The sequence below is a fragment of the Paenarthrobacter sp. PAE-2 genome, from assembly GCF_026013155.1.
GTDB classification, from domain to species: Bacteria; Actinomycetota; Actinomycetes; order Actinomycetales; family Micrococcaceae; genus Arthrobacter; species Arthrobacter ureafaciens.
This window is the reverse complement of sequence record NZ_JAPDNV010000007.1, coordinates 79042-99319: the sequence shown is the minus strand read 5'-3', so window position 1 is coordinate 99319 and position 20278 is coordinate 79042. Positions and strand designations below refer to the sequence as shown.

The window sequence follows — 20278 nt, the reverse complement described above, 5'->3', positions numbered from 1 at the left end:
ATGCTGGCATCCATGGTGTGGGCTATGCGGAACTCCTGCTTGTTGGGCAGGAGGAAGCCGTATTGCTTCAAGCTTCCGCATCATGGAACTGTTATTTCAGCATACGTAATAAGTGAAGCCGAGTTCTTGGGCCGGTGTCAAGACGCTGCCTCTTGGTGGTGCCGCGTCCTCACCGTGAGATAGAGGCGGTGCGCCATGATGACCAGCGACAGCCACGCGATGCCCAGCGCCCACGCGGCCAGCACGTCGGTAAGCCAATGATGGCCCAGGTAGACGCGGCTCAACCCCATGGTTAGCGAGAAAACGGACGCGATAACGATGGTCAGTATGCGTGCCCTCTTGCTCTTCAAGCGCAGGATGACCAGGTATGCCACGATTCCGGCGATCACGATCGAGTTCAATGAGTGCCCGCTGGGGAATGACGGCGAGTGCTCGAACGGAGGAATGGCGTCGCTGAGGTCCGGGCGGGTCCTGCCGAAGAGGGGCTTCCCGGCCACTGTCAGGAGCAAGGAGCCAAGTCCGGCGGCCAGCATCAGGATGACCGGCGTCCACGACTTCCGCTTGGTGGCCAGGAAGATCATGATGCCAACGGCGATCAACGGCATTCCCATCGTTCCGCCGACGTTTGTGTAGGCCGTAGTGGCTGCATCCAAGGCGGGGGACCGGAAGGACTTCGCCGCGTCGAGGACAGGATGGTCCAGGCCGGCCACGCCGTCCGCTTCGGTCACTGATTCGTAGACCTCGCCGAAAGTGACAACCAGGGCAACGGAGATGAGGAGTCCGATGACCAGGGTGATGACCAGTGCGGCATACGGGCCGAGGAACGTCGTGATGCGCTGGGCCGTGGCAGCCATGAGTTGACCAACCGGGCTTTTCCACCGCGTCAGGTCCTGCCCGGCCACATAGCGGTCTTGCCGGACCTCTCCGCGGACGCCGTGGTCCTGCGACTCTCGTCCCTCAGTGGTCATCTTCGTCCTCTTCGGCTCGGCGGGGGTGGACTTGATAATAGTGAGTAACCTTATCATTTCTGGCCGGTGCGGGACCGCCCGCCGCGCTTCAGGGCGCCTGCTGCTCGCTCCACGCAACCGGCTGCGGCAGAATGGCCATCAACTGCGTTGAAGGAGTTGCTCCATGCCCCAGATCCTGACCTCCAGATTCCTGTTCGGCCCCGGTCCGAGCAACTGCTACCCGGAAGCGATGGCTGCTCTTTCCTGGCCCGTGCTTGGGCATCTGGACCCCGTCTTCATCGAGCGCCTCGACCGGGTCTGCGAGGGTCTCCGTACGGTCTGGGGAACGTCGAACGCCCGGACCCTTCCGTTGAGCGCCACGGGGTCGGGCGGCATGGAAGCGGCGTTCGTGAATACCGTGTCCGACGGCGACGTGGCAGTGATTGCGGTGAACGGACTCTTCGGTGCCCGAATGTGCGAGGTTGCCCGGCGTTGCGGTGCCACCGTGGTCAGGGTTGATCATGAGTGGGGCCAGCCTGTGGACGCTGACCGGGTGTTGTCCGCCCACCCCAACCCGAAAGTCATCGCGGCTGTCCATGCGGAGACTTCCGTCGGGGTTCAGTCCGACATCGCCGCCCTCGGGGCAAGCAAAGGAGACGCGCTCCTGATCACCGACGCTGTCACGTCCATCGGCGGTCTTGAGCTTTTGGCAGACGACTGGGGCATCGACGTCGGATATGCCGGAACCCAGAAATGCCTCGGCGTGCCGCCGGGCCTCTCCCCGTTCACAGTCTCGGACCGCGCCTTCGAACGTCGCGTCAAGGACCCGCGCTCCTGGTACCTGGATATCGGGCTGCTCGGCGGTTATGTAGGAGCAGCTTCCGGATCGAGGACGTACCATCACACGGCGCCGGTGACCATGATCGCCGGTCTCGAAGCGGCGCTGGACCGCATCCTCGCCGAGGGGCTCGACGTCGTACAGGCCCGCCACCGCGCTGCCGGGGCCGCGCTCCAGGAAGGTTTGCAGGAGATGGGCCTCGAGCTCTTCGCCGCCGAAGGAGCCCGGTTGCCAAGCCTCACCACGGTAAGAGTGCCCGACGGCGTCAACTCGGCTGCCGTCCGCGCTTACCTTTTGGAGCACTTCAGCATGGAAATCGGCGCGGGTGTTGGTGAATACACGGACACCGTCTGGCGGATCGGCATGATGGGCCCGAACGCCAACAGCGCATCAGTAACGTTGGTGCTCGGCGCATTGAAAGAGGCGATGGCGAAGGCGTGAGTGTAAGGACGTGATAGAGCAACGCCGGAAACCCGCGGGGATCTGATAGAGCATCCCCCAACTACCGTTGCTCTATCACTTCCCGACGGGTTTTCCCGGTTCCTCTATCACCTCACGGGGTGAGCTGACCGGCGTCGTACGCCAAAACCGCGGAGGCGGGTGTTCCGCCGTCGGCCGGCTGAATCGACACGATCCTCAAGGTTCCGGCACCCGGCAATGAGGTCGACTGGCCCTCCCGGAACGCCTGCTTGCGCTCCTGTTCGCCGGTCCGGATCCAGAACTGGATGGCGGGTTTGCCGTCCGCGACGCCGATCTTCACAACGCCCACCTTCACGCCATCGAATGTGGGTTGCGTCCCTTGCTTGACTGTTACGAGCTGTTCCACGGCCATCCCTACTTGGTGTCCACGGAGTACACGGAATCAAAGTTTTCCTTGTACTCGTCCTCGGTCAGTTCCAGTGTCCCGGCTTTCTTGTCGTCGTCCCCGCTCATGTAACCTCCGGAAGGTCCCCAAGGGTTGGCCAAAACGATCACTTTCTCGCCGTCGTCGTTCGTTTTTACGTCCACCACAACGTACGCGTGGTTGGGAACGACGTCGGTGCGGTTGACTTCCTCGGACTCCCAGAACCAGTCGAAGTCGTCATCCTTGACGTCCTCGGTCCCCACCGAGACCGCCTGGCCGGAGGCAAGCTTTTCCTCGATGGAGCCAAGGTCGAGCTCTCCGTCCTTGTCCGCGGAACGGCCGGTCATGAGCTCCATGGCGTCGTTACTGAAACCGCCGTCGATGTCATCGTAGGAACCGCCCAGGTGCTCGGCGGCCGCACGTTCGTAGATGGACAACCAGTTGGGTTGGCCGTCAGCGCCGCGGACGCCGCCCTCGGTGGACTTGGCCTCCACCGTGACTTCCACCGGTTCGCCGTCCTCGTACAGCGTGACCACCCAGTGGGTTGGCGGGTCGCCGACCGGCCGCATGTGCGATTCGAGGAACTCGTCCAGTTTGCCTTGCTGTTCCAAAGTCTGCGCAACGGACCCGATGCCGGCCAGCAGCCAGCAGTCGCCGATTTGTCCCTGGTTGATGTCGCCGGGATCCCCGGCGTCCGGGTCCTTGCGCACGTCGCCGGGGACATCGACGTCGGGCCTGTCCGGATCGAGGGGACCGGGGTCACCGGGCGGGTTGGAGTCGCCCCTGCTGGAGTCGCCGGATCCGGTGGAAGCGGCGCTGGACTTGTCCTGCTGGTCCGCGTTCCGTTCCAGTTCCTTGGACTGTGCTTGGAGGGTGGAGGCCGTCCGGTGAAGCATCGGCCGGTGTTCGGCATCCCACGCCTGACGGAACTGGATCGCATCACGGCCGTCCCACGGAGCTGAGGCGATGAGTTGCCCGAGTTCCTTGGACAACGCGTTCATTGTGTCTGAGTGCCGGGCCATGGTCTTGGCCAGTGCCCTTAACTGCTGGATATCGGCACCGTAGAATCCCGGCATCGCGTCCCCCGTCGTGAATGTCTTCAAAGATGTGTGGCCGACGTCGAGCAGCGGTTGGCCACGGTCACGGTATCCCGCCCCGTGGGGTGGGTCGATGGGTAGAAGTTCCCTTGGCCCGCCGGTCTAGTCGATCAGGATTTCAGTGGGGCTGCAGCTGGCTGAGTCCACCGGAACCGTGATGCGCAGGTAGGCCGGACCCTTGGCCTCGATGCTTACCGTGGCACCTGCGGCGTCCGTGCTGCGCGCGACCAGCCAGCCTCCAGGGACGTCGTCCGTGCCCCCGAACGCCGGGAACCCGTACTTCCCCAGGACGGGGTCGCCCGCTGCGAAGACATCCTCGAAGTTCCGCGACGCCTCCACAATGTCCGCGCTGCTCTTCATGCTCGCCGGTTGGAGGATGCAACGCCCGTCGTTTGATTTAGCCAGGGTGGCGGCTTTGTCCGTACTCCACGTGATGCCGGGCAGGTTCTGTTCCAAGGCAGCGGCCAGATCGGTGCGAAGGGAATCGTATTTGGCGTAGCTCTCTGCCACGGAGGCGGGCTTTTGGGTCGCTGTTGGTGTTGCCGTTGGCGTGCCGCTTGTTGGGCCGTTCGGGGTTTGGGTGCACGCGGACAGCGCGAGGACACAGGCCACGGTCCACGTGCTCAGCCTGGCGGTGGTCTTTGGCATTCTTCCCCCAGTTTTCGGTTTTGCTCACGCGCGCGTGGAAGCACGACGGCGGCAGTCACCGCATGGTTTCACACTTACCGTGCGTCCGGCCATGGGGAGAAGGCCCCCCTGGGGGGGATGTGATAGAGGGGCGGTGGGAAAGGGGGTGGGATGTGATAGAGGGGCGGGGGAAAGGGGGTGGGATGTGATAGAGGGTCAGGTGTTGCGGGTGAGGATCCAGGTGTTGGTTCCGTCCTGGCGTTCGAACGTCACCGTTGTCACCAGGGCTTCGATCAAGGCAAGGCCACGCCCGGACTCGGCATCGGAACCGGGCATGGAAGCCTGCATGTCCCCGGCAAACGGCTCGCGGGCGTTCCGGGCGCTGACCCGGGCAACCAACCGTACCGGCCATACGCTGATCTCGACGTCGATCTCCACCGGCTTCTCTGCCACCGGAACCGCGTGCTGGACCACGTTGGCGGCGGCCTCGATCACGGCGGTGGCAAAAGTCATCCGGTCAACATCAGGCACAAAGGAGGCGTCCTCCCACAGGGAATCCAGTTCGCCGTGGATGGCCTCGACGGCTTCCTCGTTGGACGGGCCGTGAAAGCCGCGGCGGGCAATGACCTCAGTCATTGCCGAACGCTGCCTCGGCCGTTGGATAGGCAGTGAGGACACGGTCCATGTTGGTCAGTTCCAGGACCATCTTCACTTGCGGCTGGACCCCGGCGATCCGGAGGTCCCCACCGGCCTGCCGGGTGGCCTTGAGGCAGCCGATCAGTGCGCCAAGCCCGGACGAGTCCATGAAGTCAGTGCCGGCCAGGTTGACCACCACGCGGCTGGAACCGCCGGCAACAACCTCGTTCACCAGCTCGCGGAGCTTCGGGGCGGCCACCATGTTCAGACGGCCAACGCTTTTGACCTCCGCGTAGGTGTCCTTGACTTCGTAGCTAAACTGCATCTGCCTTCCTTTCTTCGGAACTTTCAGGCACAAAACCCTTGTACAAAACTGCTTTGACCAGCACGCTCAGGACCACCAGGTCGAACGCCACCCAGGCGACATTCACCAACGTCCCCAGAGGCTCGGCCAGGCCGGTCAACAACCGCGCAACACCCACCACCAAGGCAATGGCCAGCAGCACCGCCACAATGATCTGCGGACGGATGAGGCTCCAACTTGGCCCGCCGCTCTGGCGTGCCTTGGGGGTGACCGCGAACCCGAGGGGACGGCCGAACCAAACGTTCCGCGCCGCCGTCGTACATGCCTTGATCCATGTGGGGAACAACGCGAGGCTGTACTGCTGGCCGCGCCACGTGGGGATCCCGTGCCCTGCCACGACGAAGAGCAGCTGGTTGACCACCATGAACGGGATGAAGCGGATGAAGAAGTCGAAACTGAGGCTGGTGACCGGGAGGATGCCGAGCGTGAGGTAAATGATGGGCGCTGCGAAGTACACGACGGCGGCGAATCCGCTGAGGTAGCTCCACATGGTGGAGAAGTACATCAGCCGCTGGCCCCATGTGAGTTTCCGCTGCACCAAAGGATTCTCGCGGAGGAGGACCTGGATGGTTCCCTGGGCCCAGCGGAGGCGTTGGGTGAGCATGGTCTTGATGTCCTCGGGAGCCAGGCCGTTGGCGAGGATCTCATGGTGGTAGACGCTCTTCCACCCGAGCCCGTGCAGGCGCATGGCCGTGGCCATGTCCTCGGTGACGGAGATCGTGGCCAGCGGCATGACCGGCTGGGCTTCGTCGCTGCGTTCCACGGAAATGGCGTCCAGGACCGCATGGACGGACTCCAGGGCACCGAGCGGCGACCAGTCGCGGCCGGACATACGGTCGACGGCGTCACTCGCCACGGTGGTCACGCCGCCTTCGCCGACGTGGGCCAGTTCCATGGCCGCGATTTCCTCAAGGTCGGCCTGCAACGCAGAGAAATCGGCTGCGACGAGTGTCCGCACGGCGTCATCAACCTTGCGGCGGACCCGGTACGTGATCTCGCTGAGGGACACCCGGGCCTCGAGATCCTGCTGCGCGGCGTTGGTTGCTGCCTCTACCTCGTTGAGCATCTGTTCCACCAACGGGTTAGCGGCCTCGGGGGAGCGGCGGGCCTTCTTGATGGCCTGCTTGGAGGCGGCCAAGGCACGCTTGATGCTCTGCTCCGTTGCTTTCACGTAGCCCACCAGGCCCAGTTGCATGAGGGCTTCGCGGCGGAGGATCGCGTTGGAACCGCAGAAGAACGCCGCGTTCCAGCCATCCTTGCCCTGTTGGATGGGGCCGTAGAAGAGGGGTGCCTGGCTGCCCAACGGATCGTCCGCGGGGACATTGATGAAGTACTGCGGAGTCTGGACCAGAGCAACGCGATCGTCGTTGAAGTAGCCCAGCGTCTTGTCCAGGATGTCCGGCTCCGGGATCTGGTCGGCGTCGAGGATCAACAGGTACTCGCCCGAGGTGAGCATCAGCGCGTTGTTCAGGTTCCCCGCCTTGGCGTGACGCGGCATGTCCGGCGTCCAGTCCGCGGTCCGCGTTACGTAACCGATGCCGTTGGCTTCGGCGAGTTCACGCATCTCAGGCCGGTTGCCGTCGTCGAGGATCCAGGTGCTGTGCGGCCAGCGGATCTCCTTGGCCGCCAGGGCGGTGGTCATCACCAGGTCCAGAGGCTCGTTGTACGTGGTGATGAAAACGTCCACCGTGGCATCCGCGGGCGGGGCGGGCGGCGCCTTGCGGATCTTCAGGTTCCACACCGTCAGGCCGAACAGCATCACGTCAATGAGGCTGTACGTCTCCGCAACCACCAGCGGAACGGCAATCCACCACGCCTCCCAGTTCAGAGAAGCCAGCCACCGCCAGGCAACGTAGTTCACGCCAAGAATGACGGTGAGGACAACGATCAAACGGGTCCAGAAACGAGTCAAAATCCCCCCTGTGTGGCTTTACAATCCGGCCGGCAGCGGTGCAGGTTTTCGTCGAACAACGACGGCGGTCACGTCATCTTCCGCTGTGGCGGCCGGGGCCAGGTCCAGCAGCGCAGCGCACACGTTCTCCGACGTCGACTCGGGCCGTACCGCCTTCTCCACGTTGCGGACGAAGTCTTCGAGCGAATCATGGGCGTCCAGGACGCCGTCGCTGACGATCACCAGCGAGTCACCCGGCTCAAGCGTGAGCTCGGCCGCAGGCCAGGTTTGACCCTCAAGGATCCCAACCGGCGGCCCTGCCGACACGAGCCGGTGAGCAGAGCCCTCAGCCGGAACGTACAGGCCAAGCCCATGGCCGGCGTCGATATAACTGAGCTTGCCCGAGGCGCTGTCCAGGCGTGCGTGGAACATGGTCACGAACGAACCCGACTGGTCCAGATCCGACGCGATAGTGGCGCTCGCCGACCCGAATGCTGCGTCGATGGCCGGCGTGTCCGCGACGGAACGCATCACGGCACGCACCGTCGCGGCGATGAGGGCGGCTCCCATTCCCTTGCCCATGGCGTCCGCGAACGTGAGGTGGACGCCGTCGGGGGTTTGGTACCAGTCGTAGAAGTCCCCGCCGACGCTGCGCGACGGCCGGAAGGCACCGGCGACGTCGAAGTCTTCCAGCCGTACTTTCTCTTGCGGAAGGAGGCTTTGCTGTACGACGGCGGCGCGCGCCAGTTCGTCGGTTTGGCGCGGGTCCTCCGCGGGCTGGGCGGCGGTGCGGGCCCGGCGGAAGAGGGCCCGGATGCGGGCCTGGAGTTCCTTGGGACTGAAAGGCTTGGTGAGGTAGTCGTCCGCGCCGGTGTCCAGGCCCGTCAGCCGGTCCAATTCGTCGGCGCGTGCCGTGAGCATCAGGATGTAGGCGTCGGAGAATTCCCGCAGGCGGCGGCACACTTCCATGCCGTCGAAGTCGGGGAGGTTGATGTCCAGGGTGACCAGTTCGGCGTTGGTGTTCTTGACTGCTTCGACGCCGGTGGACCCGTCCGCGGCTTCCGTGACGATGAAATCCAGCTGCTCGAGGACAACAACGAGGAGGCCGCGGATATCCTCATCATCTTCAATGACGACGGCATGACGCTGGGGCGCAGGTGAGACCATGGCTCCATTAACTAATGCTGCTGACTTTTTGTCACGTTTGGTCAAGCAACATGAACGCCCGCTCACTTTCAGGTGAGCGGGCGTTACAAGAATTGTGTAGTTGGGTGAAAGAGGAACCGCCGGAAACGGGCGGGATGTGAGAGAGGAACCGCCGAAAACGGGCGGGATGTGAGAGAGGAACCGCCGGAAACCGGCGGGATGTGAGAGAGGAACCGCCGGAAACCGGCGGGATGTGAGAGAGGGTTAGACGCCCAGCTCTTCGCGGAGGGCCTGGACGTGGCCCTGGGCGCTTACCTGGTACTGGGCCAGCTTCACCTTGGCGTCGCCGTCGAGGACAACGGTGGAGCGGACGATGCCTTCGACGATCTCGCCGTTGACCAGCTTCTCGCCCCAGGCGCCGTAGGCCAGGGCAACGGAGTGGTCTTCGTCGGAGAGCAGCGGGAAGGTCAGCTCGAAGTCGCCGGAGAAGCCCTTGAGTGCTTCCTGGGCGTCGGGGGAGATGCCGATGACGTCGTAGCCCTTGCCCTGGAGGCTGGCCAGGTTGTCGCGGAAGTCGCAGGCCTCGGTGGTGCAGCCGGGGGTGGCGGCCTTCGGGTAGAAGTAAACGATGACGTTGCGTCCGCGGTAGTCGGACAGCGAGACCTTGTTGCCGTTGGCGTCGAGAAGCGCAAAATCCGGTGCCTGCGTTCCGACGAGGAGTTTCTGGGCCATAGCGATCCTTTACATTCAACCGGCGGTTGCCGGCATTTTCACACTGACGCGTAGCCAGCAATGGTCATTCAGGGCGGACTGTCAGGACAGGTGTGCCTCTTGACAGAACAGCGTCGCTAGATGCTGTATTCCGCAGGTCCGCGCACGGTGGCATATGGGCCAGGCACGAACTGGTAGCCGCCACCACGGACGGTGGCAACCGTATAACGGGCGGAGCCGAGCTTCCGCCGCACCCTTCCAACATAAACGTCGATCGAGCGAAATGCCGCGCCCGGAAGGTCAAATGACTCCAGGAAGCGTTGCAATTCTTCACGTCCGATTGCCCGCGAGCAGTTCACCACGAGGTAGCGCAGCAGCTTGTATTCCATGCCAGTAAAGGCAACGGGCTTGCCGTCCAGGAGCACTACTTCAGCAGCAAGGTCGATTGCAAGCTGGCTGCGCCGGGCTGCCAACGTTACGGGCTCGACGGCGGTGCTGCCGCCCTCGGAGGGGTCACCGCCGTCGGATTCGGCCGTGGCGCGGGCGGCGGCGAGAGCCTCGGCCAGCGCCATCGAACCCGACTGCGGAAGGTGGTTACCGGCGTCGGCGGCTTCCTGCGGAGTGCCGCCCCAGGAAGTGTCGCCGACGCCGGAGTGTTCTGCCCCGATGGCGGGCCAGATGCGGACTTCCGCCTCCGGGGCAAGTTTCATTGCCCGGGCCAGCACAAGGCGTGCTGCCCGGTCCCAAATTTCAGGGTCTACGGGATCGCCCTCGGCCGAGTTGACCCAAAGGGCCAGGCCCCGTGCACTCAGACCCGTAGCGTTCTGGCCCTGCTGCCGCGCGGAACCCGGACGGGCGGAGGCCGGACGGCCCGTGATCGGGCGTCCACCTCCCTGCCGTCCTGCCTGCTGGTGTCCGGCTCCCTGGCGTCCGGGGTACCGTGCCGGCGGCGGGCCATAGGCCTGTACTGCCATGGCGATATGTCCTAAACGTTGCCGCGGCGGATCAGCTTTCCGCCCGGGTTCTGGAAGTCGATCTCCGAGCCGCGCAGGAAGGTCTTGCGGACCACGCCGGAGAGCGGGCGGCCGTCGTACGGAGTGATCGGGTTCTTGTGCTTGAGCTTCTTGACGTCCACCACGAACGCGTCATCGTGGGCGAAGATGCTGAAGTCTGCGTCGTAGCCCAGGGCGAGCTGGCCCTTGTTGTGGAGGCGGGCCAAGGCAGCGGGCTTCTCCGACATCCAGGCAACGACCTGTTCCAGGGAGATGCCGCGGTGCCGTGCCTCGGTCCAGATCAGGGACAAGCCCAGCTGGAGGGAGGAGACGCCGCCCCAGGCAACGGCGAAGTCGCCGTTCTCCAGGTCTTTGAGGTCAAGGGTGGAGGGGGAGTGGTCCGAGACGATGCAGTCGATGGTGCCGTCCTGCAGGCCCTTCCAGAGGAGCTCTCGGTTGGAGGCTTCACGGATGGGTGGGCAGCACTTGTACGCGGTTGCGCCGTCCGGGATTTCTTCGGCCATGAGCGTCAGGTAGTGCGGGCACGTCTCAACGGTGAGGTTGACGCCGTCGCGCTTTGCCGAAGCGATCATGGGCAGCGCGTCGGACGAGGAGAGGTGCAGGATGTGGGCGCGTGCGCCGGTCCAGCGTGCGCGTTCGATGACCTCGGCGATGGCCTTGTTCTCGGCGCCGCGGGGGCGGGAGGCGAGGAAGGTTTCGTAGTGGTCGCCGCCGGGGTGTGGAGCGCGGTCGATCGCGTGGGAGTCCTCGGCGTGGACGATCATGAGGGAGTCGAAGGACTTCAGTTCCTTCATGTCCTCTTCCATCTCATCCGCGTCCAAGTGCGGGAACTCGTCCACGCCGGAGTGGAGGAGGAAGCACTTGAAGCCGAAGACGCCTTCGTCGTGGAGCGGGCGGAGGTCGGCCTTGTTGCCGGGGATGGCGCCGCCCCAGAACCCGACGTCAACGAATGCCTGGTCCTTGGCCACCACGCGCTTCTGCTCCAGGCCGTCCACGCTGGTGGTGGGCGGGATGCTGTTGAGCGGCATGTCGATGATGGTGGTGACGCCGCCGGCTGCGGCTGCTCGGGTGGCGGAGGCGAAGCCTTCCCACTCGGTGCGGCCGGGCTCGTTGACGTGGACGTGGGTGTCCACCAGGCCGGGGATCAGGGTCTCGTCGTCTGCGAGGTGGATGACCTCGGTGCCCGTCAGGCCGTTGCCCAGCGGTTCGATGGCGACGATCACGCCGTCACGGATACCCACTTCGCGGGGTGCAATGCCGGCGGTGGTGAGGATGCGCTGGCCCCGGATGACGAGGTCGTAAGCGCCGATTGCTTCAGACATTGAGGTACTCCTTGTTTTCGGTCCGTTCCGCCAGGTACACGCCTATGTGCTTTCCTAATTCTTCAAGCAACGGACCTGCTTCAGCGATACATTTTTGGACGTCGTTTTCCAGGTCGGTCAGGGCATGGACCGTGTGGAATCCGGCATAGGTGAGTTGCTCCGCACTCAGGGTAGTCCGGCCGCAGACGGCGATCACCGGTATTCCGGCTTTTGCGGCTGCGCGGGAGACGCCCATGGGGGTCTTGCCCAGGAGGCTTTGTTCGTCCAGGCTGCCTTCGCCGGTGATCACCAGGTCGGCGCCCTTCAGTTTGCTTTCGAGCTCAGTGAACTCAAGCACGACGTCGATGCCGGGCCGGCGCTCAGCCTTCAGTGCCGCGATGGCAATGTAGCCGACGCCTCCCGCCGCGCCTGCGCCCGGTGCCTTCGCTGCGTGCTTGGCTTCAATGCCCGTGGTTTGGCTCAGCACCTCCACGAAGTTGCTGATCGCCGCGTCGAGTGCAGCGACGTCGTCCGGCGTCGCGCCCTTTTGCGGGCCGAAGATGGCCGGGGCTCCGCTGGGCCCCAAGAGGGGATTGTCGACGTCGGACGCCAACACGAAGTCCGTTGCCTCCAACCGGACGTCGAAGTTGGCGAAGTCTATGCTGTCTATCGCGGCGAGGGCGGCGCCGCCGCCGGGGAGTTCGTTGCCGTTCTTGTCCAGGAAGACGGCTCCGAGACCCTGCAGGACGCCTGCGCCGCCGTCGGTGTTGGCGCTGCCTCCAACGCCAAGGATGATCTTGCGGCAACCGAGGTCCAGCGCGGCGCGGATGAGTTCACCCGTGCCGATGCTGGTGGCAGTCTTCGCGGTTTCGCTCGTGGGACCCTCCGGAAGGAGTGCCAAACCGGAAGCTGCTGCCATCTCAATCACGGCTTCGGTCCCTCGGATGGCGAAGTCGGCCTTGACCGGTTCGCCAAGCGGGCCGGTGACCGTGGCGGTCCGGCGGGTGAAGCCGGAGCCGATGGCGGCATCGATGGTGCCTTCGCCGCCGTCGGCCACCGGAATGCGTGTTGTCTCCAGGCCGCTGGTGCCGAAGCCCGCCTGCAGGCCTGTTGCCAGGTGCTCGACGACTTCGGGCGCGGACAGTGAGCCCTTGAATTTGTCCGGGGCGATGACCACACGCATTCCGGTGCCTCCTTTACTGTTTCTCTTCAGCCGTGACGGCTGTTAGGCCTTGGCCAGGATCGCCGTGGGGGCGTCCGCAGCGGTTTCGGCCAGCTCTTCGAACTCGTTCACTGCGTTGATTTCCAGGCCCATGGAGATGTTGGTGACCTTTTCCAGGATCACTTCCACCACAACCGGAACCTTGAACTCGTCGCGCAGGGCCTTGGCCTTGTCGAAGGCGGCAGGCATGTCTTCCGGGTTCTCCACGCGGATGGCCTTGCAGCCCAGGCCTTCAACCACCTTGATGTGGTCAACGCCGTAGCCCATGGTTTCGGGGGAGTTGATGTTATCGAAGCCCAGGGACACGTGGTAATCCATGTTGAAGCCGCGCTGGGACTGGCGGATCAGGCCCAGGTAGGAGTTGTTCACCACAACGTGGATGTACGGCAGGTTGAACTGTGCGCCCACGGCCAGCTCTTCGATCATGAACTGGAAGTCGTAGTCACCGGACAGTGCCACAACGTTCTCGTCAGGCTTGCCACGAACCACGCCCAAAGCGGCGGGAGCGGTCCAGCCCAGCGGACCTGCCTGGCCGGCGTTGATCCACTTGCGGGCACCAAACACGTGCAGCATCTGCGCGCCGGCGATCTGCGACAAGCCGATGGTGGACACGTACGTGGTGTCCTTGCCGAATGCCTTGTTCATCTCTTCGTACACGCGCTGCGGCTTGATCGGCACGTTGTCGAAGTGGGTCTTGCGGTGCAGGGAACCCTTGCGCTCCAGGCACTCGGCAACCCAGGCGGAGTAGTCCGGCAGGGTGCTTGCAGCCTTGCGCTCACGGGCCAGCTCCAGCAGCCCGTCCAAGGCTGCACCGGCGTCGGAAGCGATGCCCAGGTCCGGAGAGAACACGCGGCCGATCTGCGTGGGCTCGATGTCGATGTGAACGAACTTGCGGCCAGCCGTGTAGGTGTCCAGGCCACCGGTGTGGCGATTCGCCCAGCGGTTGCCGATGCCGACCACGAAGTCGCTCTGCAGGAAGGTCTCGTTGCCGTAGCGGTGCGAGGTCTGCAGGCCAACCATGCCTGCCATCAGGTCGTGGTCATCCGGGATGGCGCCCCAGCCCATCAGGGTGGGGATTACCGGAACGTTCAGCAGCTCGGCCAGCTCAACCAGCTGCGCCGAAGCGCCGGCGTTGATGATGCCGCCACCGGCAACGATCAGCGGGTGCTTGGCAGCGGTCAGCATGTCCAAGGCCTTTTCCAGCTGCTTGCGGGAAGCCTTGGGCTTCTCCACCGGCAGGGGCTCGTAGGCGTCGATGTCGAATTCGATCTCAGCCATCTGAACGTCGATGGGCAGGTCCAGCAGAACCGGGCCTGGGCGGCCGGAGCGCATTACCTGGAAAGCCTTCTGGAAAGCACCGGGAACCTGGCCCGGTTCCAGGATGGTCATGGCGAACTTGGTGACCGGCTTGGCGATGGACTCGATGTCCACGGCCTGGAAGTCTTCCTTGTGCAGCTTGGACACGGGAGCCTGGCCGGTGATGCAGAGCATGGGGATCGAGTCAGCCCAGCTGGCGTAGAGGCCGGTGATCATGTCCGTGCCCGCAGGGCCCGACGTGCCGATGCAGATGCCGATGTTGCCATCAGCTGCGCGGCTGTAACCGTCGGCCATGTGGCTGGCGCCTTCAACGTGGCGGGCCAGCGTGTGGCGGATACCGCCGTGGGCACGCATTGCGGAGTAGAAGGGGTTGATTGCTGCGCCTGGCAGGCCGAACGCCTCGGTGGCGCCTTCCTTTTCCAGGATGGCGATCGCCGCGTCAACGGTGCGCATCTTAGCCATGGTGTGCTCCTTGTTTTTGCCCTTGCGGGCGAAGTCTGGGGTGTTTTTGGGTGTGGTGAGGGAGCCGCCGTCGTTATTTACGACGGCGGGTTCCCTGCTTGGTGTTGCTTGGTGCCTTTGGGCTTACTTGCGGCCGCTGAGCTGGAGGACCTGCTTGAAGAGGCCTGAGTGGTCGAGGCCGCCGTCGCCCTGATTGACGGTTGCGGCGACGAGCTGCGCTACGACGGCGCCGAGCGGGATGCTGACGTTGGCTTCGCGGGCTGCGGAGGTGACGATGCCCAGGTCCTTGTGGTGGAGGGCGAGGCGGAAGCCGGGGTCGAAGTTGCGGTCGAGCATCTTCTGACCCTTCTGGTCCAGGACCTTGGAGCCGGCCAGGCCGCCGCCGAGGACCTTCAGTGCTGCGTCCGTGTCGACGCCGTAGGCCTCAAGGAAGGCGATGGCTTCACCGAGGACCTGGATGTTGACGGCTACGATGAGCTGGTTGGCTGCCTTGACGGTCTGGCCGGAGCCGGAGGGGCCGACGTGGACGATGGTTTTGCCCACTGCGTTCAGGACATCCTGTGCTGCCTCGAAGTCTGCTGCGTCGCCGCCGACCATGATGGACAGGACGGCGTCGATAGCGCCCTGTTCGCCGCCGGAGACCGGGGCGTCGAGGGGGCGGATGCCGGCTTCACGGGCTTCGTCGGAGAGGCGCTTGGCGACGTCCGGGCGGATGCTGGAAGCGTCGATCCAGAGGGTGCCCTTCTTCGCGTTGGCGAAGACGCCGTCCTTGCCGCTGACAACACCCTCAACATCGGGAGAGTCCGGGACCATGGTGATGACGACGTCGGCGTCCTTGACGGCGTCCGCGATGCTGGTGGCACCCTGGCCGCCTTCGGAGACGAGCTTGTCGATCTTGTCCTGGCTGCGGTTGAAACCGGTGACCGTGTGGCCGGCCTTGACGAGGTTGATGGCCATGGGCAGGCCCATGATTCCAAGGCCGATGACTGCAACGTTGCTCATTGTGTTTCTCTTTCCGGGGAAGTCTGTGTGTGTCTGAACTCTTGGTGTTTTAACTCAGGTGTGCTCACCCAACTAGGTCGCAATAGTGCGCGTTTTGTGGGTTCTTAACGTGCTCTGCTGCTACTTAGTTGGGCGTGCGGGGATTAGTTGGCTGCGGCGCGCTGGCGGATGGCCCAGCTGAAGGCCGTTTCCTGCGGTTCCTTGTACTCGAGGCCGATGTAGCCGTCGTAGCCGAGTTCGCGGCTGCGGGCGATCCATTCGCCGAGGGGGAGGGTGCCGGTGCCGGGTGCACCTCGGCCGGGGTTGTCGGCGATCTGGATGTGGCCGAAGTCCTTGGCGTGGTTCTCGATGACGGATTCGACGTCGTCGCCGTTGACTGCCAGGTGGTAGAAGTCGGCGAGGAGCTTGATGTTCTGTGCGCCGGATTCTGCCTTGACGCGGGCGATGACCTTGAGTGCGTCTTCGGCGGTGAGGAGCGGGTACTTGGGTGCGCCGCTCACCGGCTCGAGGAGTACAGTTCCGCCAATACGTGCGACGCCGGCAGCTGCCGCGGCGAGGTTCTTGACGGCGAGTTCGTCCTGCTCTTCAGGGGTGAACTCGTCCTGGCGGTTGCCGTAAAGCGCGTTGAATGCCTTGCAACCGAGGCGCTCACCGATGCCGGCCACGACGTCGATGTTGTCCTTGAACTCGGAGCAACGTCCCTTCCAGGAAACCAGGCCGCGGTCGCCGCCAGGCATGTTGCCGGCGTTGAAGTTCAGGCCCGTGAGCTGAACGCCTGCGTCTTTGATGGCGTTCTCGAACTCGGTTACTTGCGCGTCGGTGGGGACAGAGGTTTCGAAGGGCCACCAGAACTCGACGGCGTCAAAACCGGCTGCCTTCGCGGCGGCGGGGCGCTCGAGCAAGGGCAGCTCCGTCAGGAGGATGGAGCAGTTCACTGTGTACGTCATCGTAGGTCCTTCCGAGGAGGGGCTTTGATCTATCTTCCGCCGTGCTTCGGCTTGGCCTTGGTGCTTGGCTTCCGTTTCCGCTTTGTGGAATTTAGATTCTGCTTTATGAAAAGTTTAGGGAAGGTGGTGGTGTGAGTCAAGGGGGTGGGTGAGGAGGTTGGGGTTTGGGATACCAAGCACGCGTACGCCATGGACTTAGCCAAACTGCGGCAGGGTCTTCGGTGGCGAGTAAGTTGTCAATCTGGCAGCCAACGCGCTTTAGACGCCAGACGGGTTGCCAATGCCGCGCTGCCGTCCAGATGCGGAGGCATGTGCAATCTATGTCGAACGTGACAACTTGCCGATAGATCCTATTCAGCGACCTCTATGGAGGAGGTTGCCCGTTAGGATGGCCGGGGCGGGCGGGATATCCTCAGCGAAGATCAATCATCTGGTGGGGATAGGACTGACGACTTATGGACAAGATCACAGCTAGTTTCGTGGAAGAGTTTTGCGAAGAACGCGAGTTGTCTTCGCTATCAGAATCTGACCAATTCGAGGCTTTCGCCGCCTACTGTGTTATTTCCCGGCAGTATGACGAAGAGTTCGACCCTCAAGAAGTCATGACTGGTGGGGGCAACGACCTGGGTATCGATGGCGCAGCGCTCATCGTCAACGGTTACCTCGTTACGAGCCCGGAGGAGATCGTTGACCTTCGGACACGCAACAACTATCTGCAGGCCACCATCGTTATTGTTCAAGCGAAGACCACCAGCGGATTCGACGGGACGGTGCTGACGGACCTGACTGACAACCTATCCGACCTCCTCAGTGAATCTCCGACCCTGCCAATGAACGACGAGATCGTGGCATTCAAGCAGTTACTGGATACTCTCTATGCGAACAGTCAGGCGTTCCGCAGGAGCAGGCCGCAGCTGCAACTTCGTTACGTGACGACTGGAACGTGGACCGAGGATCCGCATCTAGCCGGGAAGCGAGATGCGGCCGAGAGGCGTCTATCAGACCTCAACTTATTTGACGTCGATGTCCAGTGTCTGGGGGCCAGGGAAGTTCAGGACCTCTATCGGCAAGCCAAGAACAGTGTCGAATCCTCTTTTGAGTTTTCTGACCGCGTCCCCCTGCCCGATCTGCAGGGCGTAAAGGAAGCGTACATCGGAATCGCCAAAGCCAGCGAGTACCTCAAGGTGATCACCGATGCTGCGGGGAATATTCGTAAGTCGTTGTTCTTCGACAATGTCCGAGACTTTCAGGATTACAACCCGGTGAATCAGGAAATCCGGGGAACCCTACAGGACCACAATAAGCAGGAGCGCTTCGTCGTGTTGAACAACGGCGTAACGATCGTCGCGCGAGAGATCGGCGTTTCCGGCAAGCGATTCACTATTCGGGACTACCAGATTGTCAATGGATGCCAAACCAGCCACGTCCTTTTCGACGAAAAGGACGTCCTTGGGGACAACATGTATGTCCCCGTGAAAGTGATTGTGACCCAAGATGAAGATGTTGTTAGCAGCATCACGACGGCAACAAACCGTCAAACCACAGTTACTGACGACGATCTCCGTGCCCTTGATTCGTTTCAGAAGGATTTGGAAGCGTTTTTCCCGGCGCATCCGCTAGAACAGCGGTTGTACTACGAACGTCGCTCAAAGCAGTACAGCGCTATCTCCGTGCCTCAGAAGACTCGCATCGTCACTCCTCCTCAGCTCATACGGGCGTATGCCTCGATGTTCTTGAATGAGCCATGGCGTGCTGGCCGCTACTACAAAGAGCTTCAGAAGTTGCGGGGTCAGGACATTTTCAAGTCGGGCGATTCGCCGTACCCCTATTACCTGAGCGCCGTCGCCGCCTACCGTTTGGACTTTTTCTTCAGGAACGGCAGCATCGACGTGAAGTACAAGCCAGCTCGATACCAGATGCTGATGGCCGTGCGTTTACTAGTCCACAGCGATACCCCGCTACCCTCAACGCGGAGAGCCCTAGACAAATATTGCAACAAGCTCTCGGCCATCCTATGGGACCAGCAGAGTTGCCTTGAACACTTTCAGAAACTTCTTCCTGTTATTGACGAGGCCGTAAGTGCCGTAGAGACGGATGGGATTCTGGATCGTGACACTGTCCGGACCCAGCAGTTCACGGATCTTGTTACCGAAGGCGTCCTGGCCCTTTAGAGGGCACCGTGAAGCGCCGCCCTCTCCTTAAATAACGACATGACTCGGGGACCGAATCAGCTCATTTTGTTATCGACGTCGGTGATTGCGGCGATATCCTCTCTACGCCGCCGCCGCCGCCGCTGCGCAGCGATTGCATCCTGTATGGGTGAACCACGGCTCACGTCGGTTTAGAAGTCTCAGCGCAGCAGAACTCCCTATAGAGAGCCCGACTCTGTCGTTGGGACTCTCAACGAATTGCCTCAGGAGGGTTCACTGACGCACTTAAGAGCCCTCGAGCGCATCTTGCTTCAATGCTAGCCAGTCACTCAATCATGCCTAGCCGACATCGCACCTAATAACTGATGGGCCGGCCAATGCTGATTAGGGCCTTCCCCGTCCACCGGCTCCGTTTGATCAACTTGTATCCAAGTTTGCGTAAAGATTCGCATCCAGGGATCTTGAATGACCGGAGGGCCTTGGATGCGACCAGTTTGAAGGAGAAGGAAGGATGTATTTGCAAAGCAACTCAAAGAGGTGATTATCAACGAGAGTTGATTCCCCTGCGGCCGTGTTTCAGTGATTGTGCCCGCGGTTGATCTGCGACTGGCCGTCAGTCCAGCTCGAGTCCGGTCCTCCGGCTAAGCTGAAGAGTGCCGCTGGGCATGCCATGGCATTGCGCAGAAGCCGCAGAACCGCTCGGGGAGGGACAATCGAATGGCTCGAGCGACAGTTCAGGACGTCGCCAGGACGGCGGGTGTGTCCGTTGGGACGGTGTCGCGCGTCTTGAACGGAAGCTCGGCAGTCAGCGCGTCGGCCAAGGAAAAGGTCAACGCCGCCATCAAGGAGCTCAGCTACCGCCCTCTCGCTTCGGCCAGGGATCTCAGAAGAGACCGCACCATGCGCGTCCTCGCCCTGGCCAAGAACCTCGACTCCCTCGTGATCAGCGAAGTCTTCCGCGGAGTAGGAGACGCAGCTGCGGCCAACGGCTATGTCAGTCTCATCGCGGCCACCGACGGGGACCGCGACCGCGAACAGCAACTCGTGGACATGCTCCGCAACGGCTCAGTGGATGGCCTGGTCATCTTCTCGCCCACGATGCCCGACGGAGACGTCAACACGGTCGCCGAGCAGTTGAGCGTCATCCAAGTCTGTGAAATCGTCGACGCTGATGCGGCCTTCGGCGTATCCATCGATGACCGCCAAGCAGCCTACGACATCACCAAGCACCTCATCGACACAGGCGCAAAGAAGTTGGCCATGCTCGCCCATAGAGGTGCCCGCTCCGGCCGGCTTCGTGAAGAAGGCTTCCGCCAGGCACTCACGGAGGAAGGCCTGGAACCGGGCCAAATCCTCCTTGGCGAAGGCAACTTCGGCTTCCACGCAGGCCGCGAACTCACCAAGAAGCTCCTGGAAAGCAAGGACCTCCCGGATGCGATTTTCTGCGGGACCGACGTCGTCGCCGCCGGCTGCGTCCGCGAGCTCACCGACGCAGGGCTGAGAGTTCCACAAGGCATCGCCGTTGCCGGTTTCGACGACTCCGCCCAAGCCGAAATGTGCGTCCCGGAACTGACCACGGTGAGGCAGCCGGCGTATGAGATGGGCCGCGTAGCTTTCGCCGAACTCCTGGATCGAATGACTGTCGAAGGCGCGCACCGCAGGGGCAGGACCTTCCTCCCGCACCAACTCGTCATCCGAGACTCCACGAAATAGCGGGGGTTGACAGCTCCGCGTGGCGACTGTCACACTTCTTTGGAATCGAT

The 20278-nt window shown here is 62.9% G+C and carries 17 protein-coding genes and 1 pseudogene; 3 read left to right on the top strand and 15 right to left on the bottom strand.

Annotated elements, in window-relative coordinates:
- Window positions 1-137: 137 nt before the first annotated feature.
- Window positions 138-968: a phosphatase PAP2 family protein gene (locus OCL88_RS06260; RefSeq protein WP_201433711.1), complete on the bottom strand. Its 831-nt coding sequence runs from the start codon at window positions 966-968 to the stop codon at window positions 138-140.
- Window positions 969-1131: 163 nt separating this feature from the next.
- On the opposite strand from OCL88_RS06260, the gene OCL88_RS06255 reads away from it, so the two are divergent.
- Window positions 1132-2226, top strand: a complete 1095-nt coding sequence (locus OCL88_RS06255) for a pyridoxal-phosphate-dependent aminotransferase family protein (RefSeq protein ID WP_264961945.1) — start codon at window positions 1132-1134, stop codon at window positions 2224-2226.
- 112 nt (window positions 2227-2338) lie between these two features.
- Here OCL88_RS06255 and OCL88_RS06250 read toward each other — a convergent pair whose 3' ends face one another.
- The 14 genes and pseudogenes from OCL88_RS06250 to OCL88_RS06185 all read right to left on the bottom strand — a co-directional run bounded on the left by OCL88_RS06250 (window position 2339) and on the right by OCL88_RS06185 (window position 16365).
- On the bottom strand, window positions 2339-2611 hold the full coding sequence (locus OCL88_RS06250; RefSeq protein WP_152343112.1) for a hypothetical protein: 273 nt from the start codon (window positions 2609-2611) through the stop codon (window positions 2339-2341).
- A gap of 8 nt (window positions 2612-2619) precedes the next feature.
- On the bottom strand, window positions 2620-3705 hold the full coding sequence (locus tag OCL88_RS06245; protein ID WP_179012956.1) for a C2 family cysteine protease: 1086 nt from the start codon (window positions 3703-3705) through the stop codon (window positions 2620-2622).
- Between the two features lie 123 nt (window positions 3706-3828).
- The gene (locus OCL88_RS06240; RefSeq protein ID WP_264961944.1) at window positions 3829-4374 is read right to left on the bottom strand and encodes a hypothetical protein; all 546 of its coding nucleotides are present in this window, start codon (window positions 4372-4374) and stop codon (window positions 3829-3831) included.
- 195 nt (window positions 4375-4569) lie between these two features.
- On the bottom strand, window positions 4570-4989 hold the full coding sequence (locus tag OCL88_RS06235) for an ATP-binding protein (protein ID WP_264961943.1): 420 nt from the start codon (window positions 4987-4989) through the stop codon (window positions 4570-4572).
- On the bottom strand, window positions 4982-5314 hold the full coding sequence (locus OCL88_RS06230; RefSeq protein WP_166187302.1) for an STAS domain-containing protein: 333 nt from the start codon (window positions 5312-5314) through the stop codon (window positions 4982-4984). The genes OCL88_RS06235 and OCL88_RS06230 overlap by 8 nt, the downstream gene beginning before the upstream one ends.
- Window positions 5304-7265, bottom strand: coding sequence for a glycosyltransferase family 2 protein (locus tag OCL88_RS06225; RefSeq protein WP_031216657.1), 1962 nt, complete (start codon window positions 7263-7265; stop codon window positions 5304-5306). Before OCL88_RS06225 ends, OCL88_RS06230 begins: the two co-directional genes overlap by 11 nt.
- 18 nt (window positions 7266-7283) lie before the next feature.
- Window positions 7284-8411, bottom strand: coding sequence for a PP2C family protein-serine/threonine phosphatase (locus OCL88_RS06220; RefSeq protein ID WP_264961942.1), 1128 nt, complete (start codon window positions 8409-8411; stop codon window positions 7284-7286).
- 243 nt (window positions 8412-8654) lie between these two features.
- Window positions 8655-9122, bottom strand: coding sequence for a thioredoxin-dependent thiol peroxidase (gene bcp, locus OCL88_RS06215; RefSeq protein WP_264961941.1), 468 nt, complete (start codon window positions 9120-9122; stop codon window positions 8655-8657).
- Between the two features lie 116 nt (window positions 9123-9238).
- Window positions 9239-10075 (bottom strand): winged helix-turn-helix domain-containing protein, encoded by an 837-nt coding sequence (locus tag OCL88_RS06210; RefSeq protein WP_264961940.1) that lies wholly within the window; start codon window positions 10073-10075, stop codon window positions 9239-9241.
- Between the two features lie 11 nt (window positions 10076-10086).
- On the bottom strand, window positions 10087-11436 hold the full coding sequence (gene allB, locus OCL88_RS06205; RefSeq protein ID WP_021472781.1) for an allantoinase AllB: 1350 nt from the start codon (window positions 11434-11436) through the stop codon (window positions 10087-10089).
- Window positions 11429-12598 (bottom strand): glycerate kinase, encoded by a 1170-nt coding sequence (locus OCL88_RS06200; protein ID WP_264961939.1) that lies wholly within the window; start codon window positions 12596-12598, stop codon window positions 11429-11431. The genes allB and OCL88_RS06200 overlap by 8 nt, the downstream gene beginning before the upstream one ends.
- Window positions 12599-12640: 42 nt before the next feature.
- On the bottom strand, window positions 12641-14416 hold the full coding sequence (gcl, locus tag OCL88_RS06195; protein ID WP_264961938.1) for a glyoxylate carboligase: 1776 nt from the start codon (window positions 14414-14416) through the stop codon (window positions 12641-12643).
- A gap of 123 nt (window positions 14417-14539) precedes the next feature.
- Window positions 14540-15442: pseudogene (locus OCL88_RS06190) on the bottom strand (2-hydroxy-3-oxopropionate reductase); the annotation flags it as partial.
- A 119-nt stretch (window positions 15443-15561) separates the two neighbouring features.
- Window positions 15562-16365: a hydroxypyruvate isomerase family protein gene (locus OCL88_RS06185; protein WP_264961937.1), complete on the bottom strand. Its 804-nt coding sequence runs from the start codon at window positions 16363-16365 to the stop codon at window positions 15562-15564.
- Between the two features lie 455 nt (window positions 16366-16820).
- On the opposite strand from OCL88_RS06185, the gene OCL88_RS06180 reads away from it, so the two are divergent.
- Window positions 16821-18536, top strand: a complete 1716-nt coding sequence (locus OCL88_RS06180; RefSeq protein WP_264961936.1) for an AIPR family protein — start codon at window positions 16821-16823, stop codon at window positions 18534-18536.
- Between the two features lie 696 nt (window positions 18537-19232).
- Window positions 19233-20228, top strand: a complete 996-nt coding sequence (locus tag OCL88_RS06175; RefSeq protein ID WP_264961935.1) for a LacI family DNA-binding transcriptional regulator — start codon at window positions 19233-19235, stop codon at window positions 20226-20228.
- The last annotated feature ends 50 nt before the right edge of the window (window positions 20229-20278 follow it).

Bases quoted from the DNA above. Each gene is read 5' to 3' on its own strand.
- OCL88_RS06240 (WP_264961944.1), bottom strand. From the start codon at position 4,374: ATGCCAAAGACCACCGCCAGGCTGAGCACGTGGACCGTGGCCTGTGTC.
- OCL88_RS06245 (WP_179012956.1), bottom strand. From the start codon at position 3,705: ATGCCGGGATTCTACGGTGCCGATATCCAGCAGTTAAGGGCACTGGCC.
- OCL88_RS06260 (WP_201433711.1), bottom strand. From the start codon at position 968: ATGACCACTGAGGGACGAGAGTCGCAGGACCACGGCGTCCGCGGAGAG.
- OCL88_RS06200 (WP_264961939.1), bottom strand. From the start codon at position 12,598: ATGCGTGTGGTCATCGCCCCGGACAAATTCAAGGGCTCACTGTCCGCG.
- allB (WP_021472781.1), bottom strand. From the start codon at position 11,436: ATGTCTGAAGCAATCGGCGCTTACGACCTCGTCATCCGGGGCCAGCGC.
- OCL88_RS06235 (WP_264961943.1), bottom strand. From the start codon at position 4,989: ATGACTGAGGTCATTGCCCGCCGCGGCTTTCACGGCCCGTCCAACGAG.
- gcl (WP_264961938.1), bottom strand. From the start codon at position 14,416: ATGGCTAAGATGCGCACCGTTGACGCGGCGATCGCCATCCTGGAAAAG.
- OCL88_RS06210 (WP_264961940.1), bottom strand. From the start codon at position 10,075: ATGGCAGTACAGGCCTATGGCCCGCCGCCGGCACGGTACCCCGGACGC.
- OCL88_RS06255 (WP_264961945.1), top strand. From the start codon at position 1,132: ATGCCCCAGATCCTGACCTCCAGATTCCTGTTCGGCCCCGGTCCGAGC.
- bcp (WP_264961941.1), bottom strand. From the start codon at position 9,122: ATGGCCCAGAAACTCCTCGTCGGAACGCAGGCACCGGATTTTGCGCTT.
- OCL88_RS06220 (WP_264961942.1), bottom strand. From the start codon at position 8,411: ATGGTCTCACCTGCGCCCCAGCGTCATGCCGTCGTCATTGAAGATGAT.
- OCL88_RS06185 (WP_264961937.1), bottom strand. From the start codon at position 16,365: ATGACGTACACAGTGAACTGCTCCATCCTCCTGACGGAGCTGCCCTTG.
- OCL88_RS06180 (WP_264961936.1), top strand. From the start codon at position 16,821: ATGGACAAGATCACAGCTAGTTTCGTGGAAGAGTTTTGCGAAGAACGC.
- OCL88_RS06175 (WP_264961935.1), top strand. From the start codon at position 19,233: ATGGCTCGAGCGACAGTTCAGGACGTCGCCAGGACGGCGGGTGTGTCC.
- OCL88_RS06230 (WP_166187302.1), bottom strand. From the start codon at position 5,314: ATGCAGTTTAGCTACGAAGTCAAGGACACCTACGCGGAGGTCAAAAGC.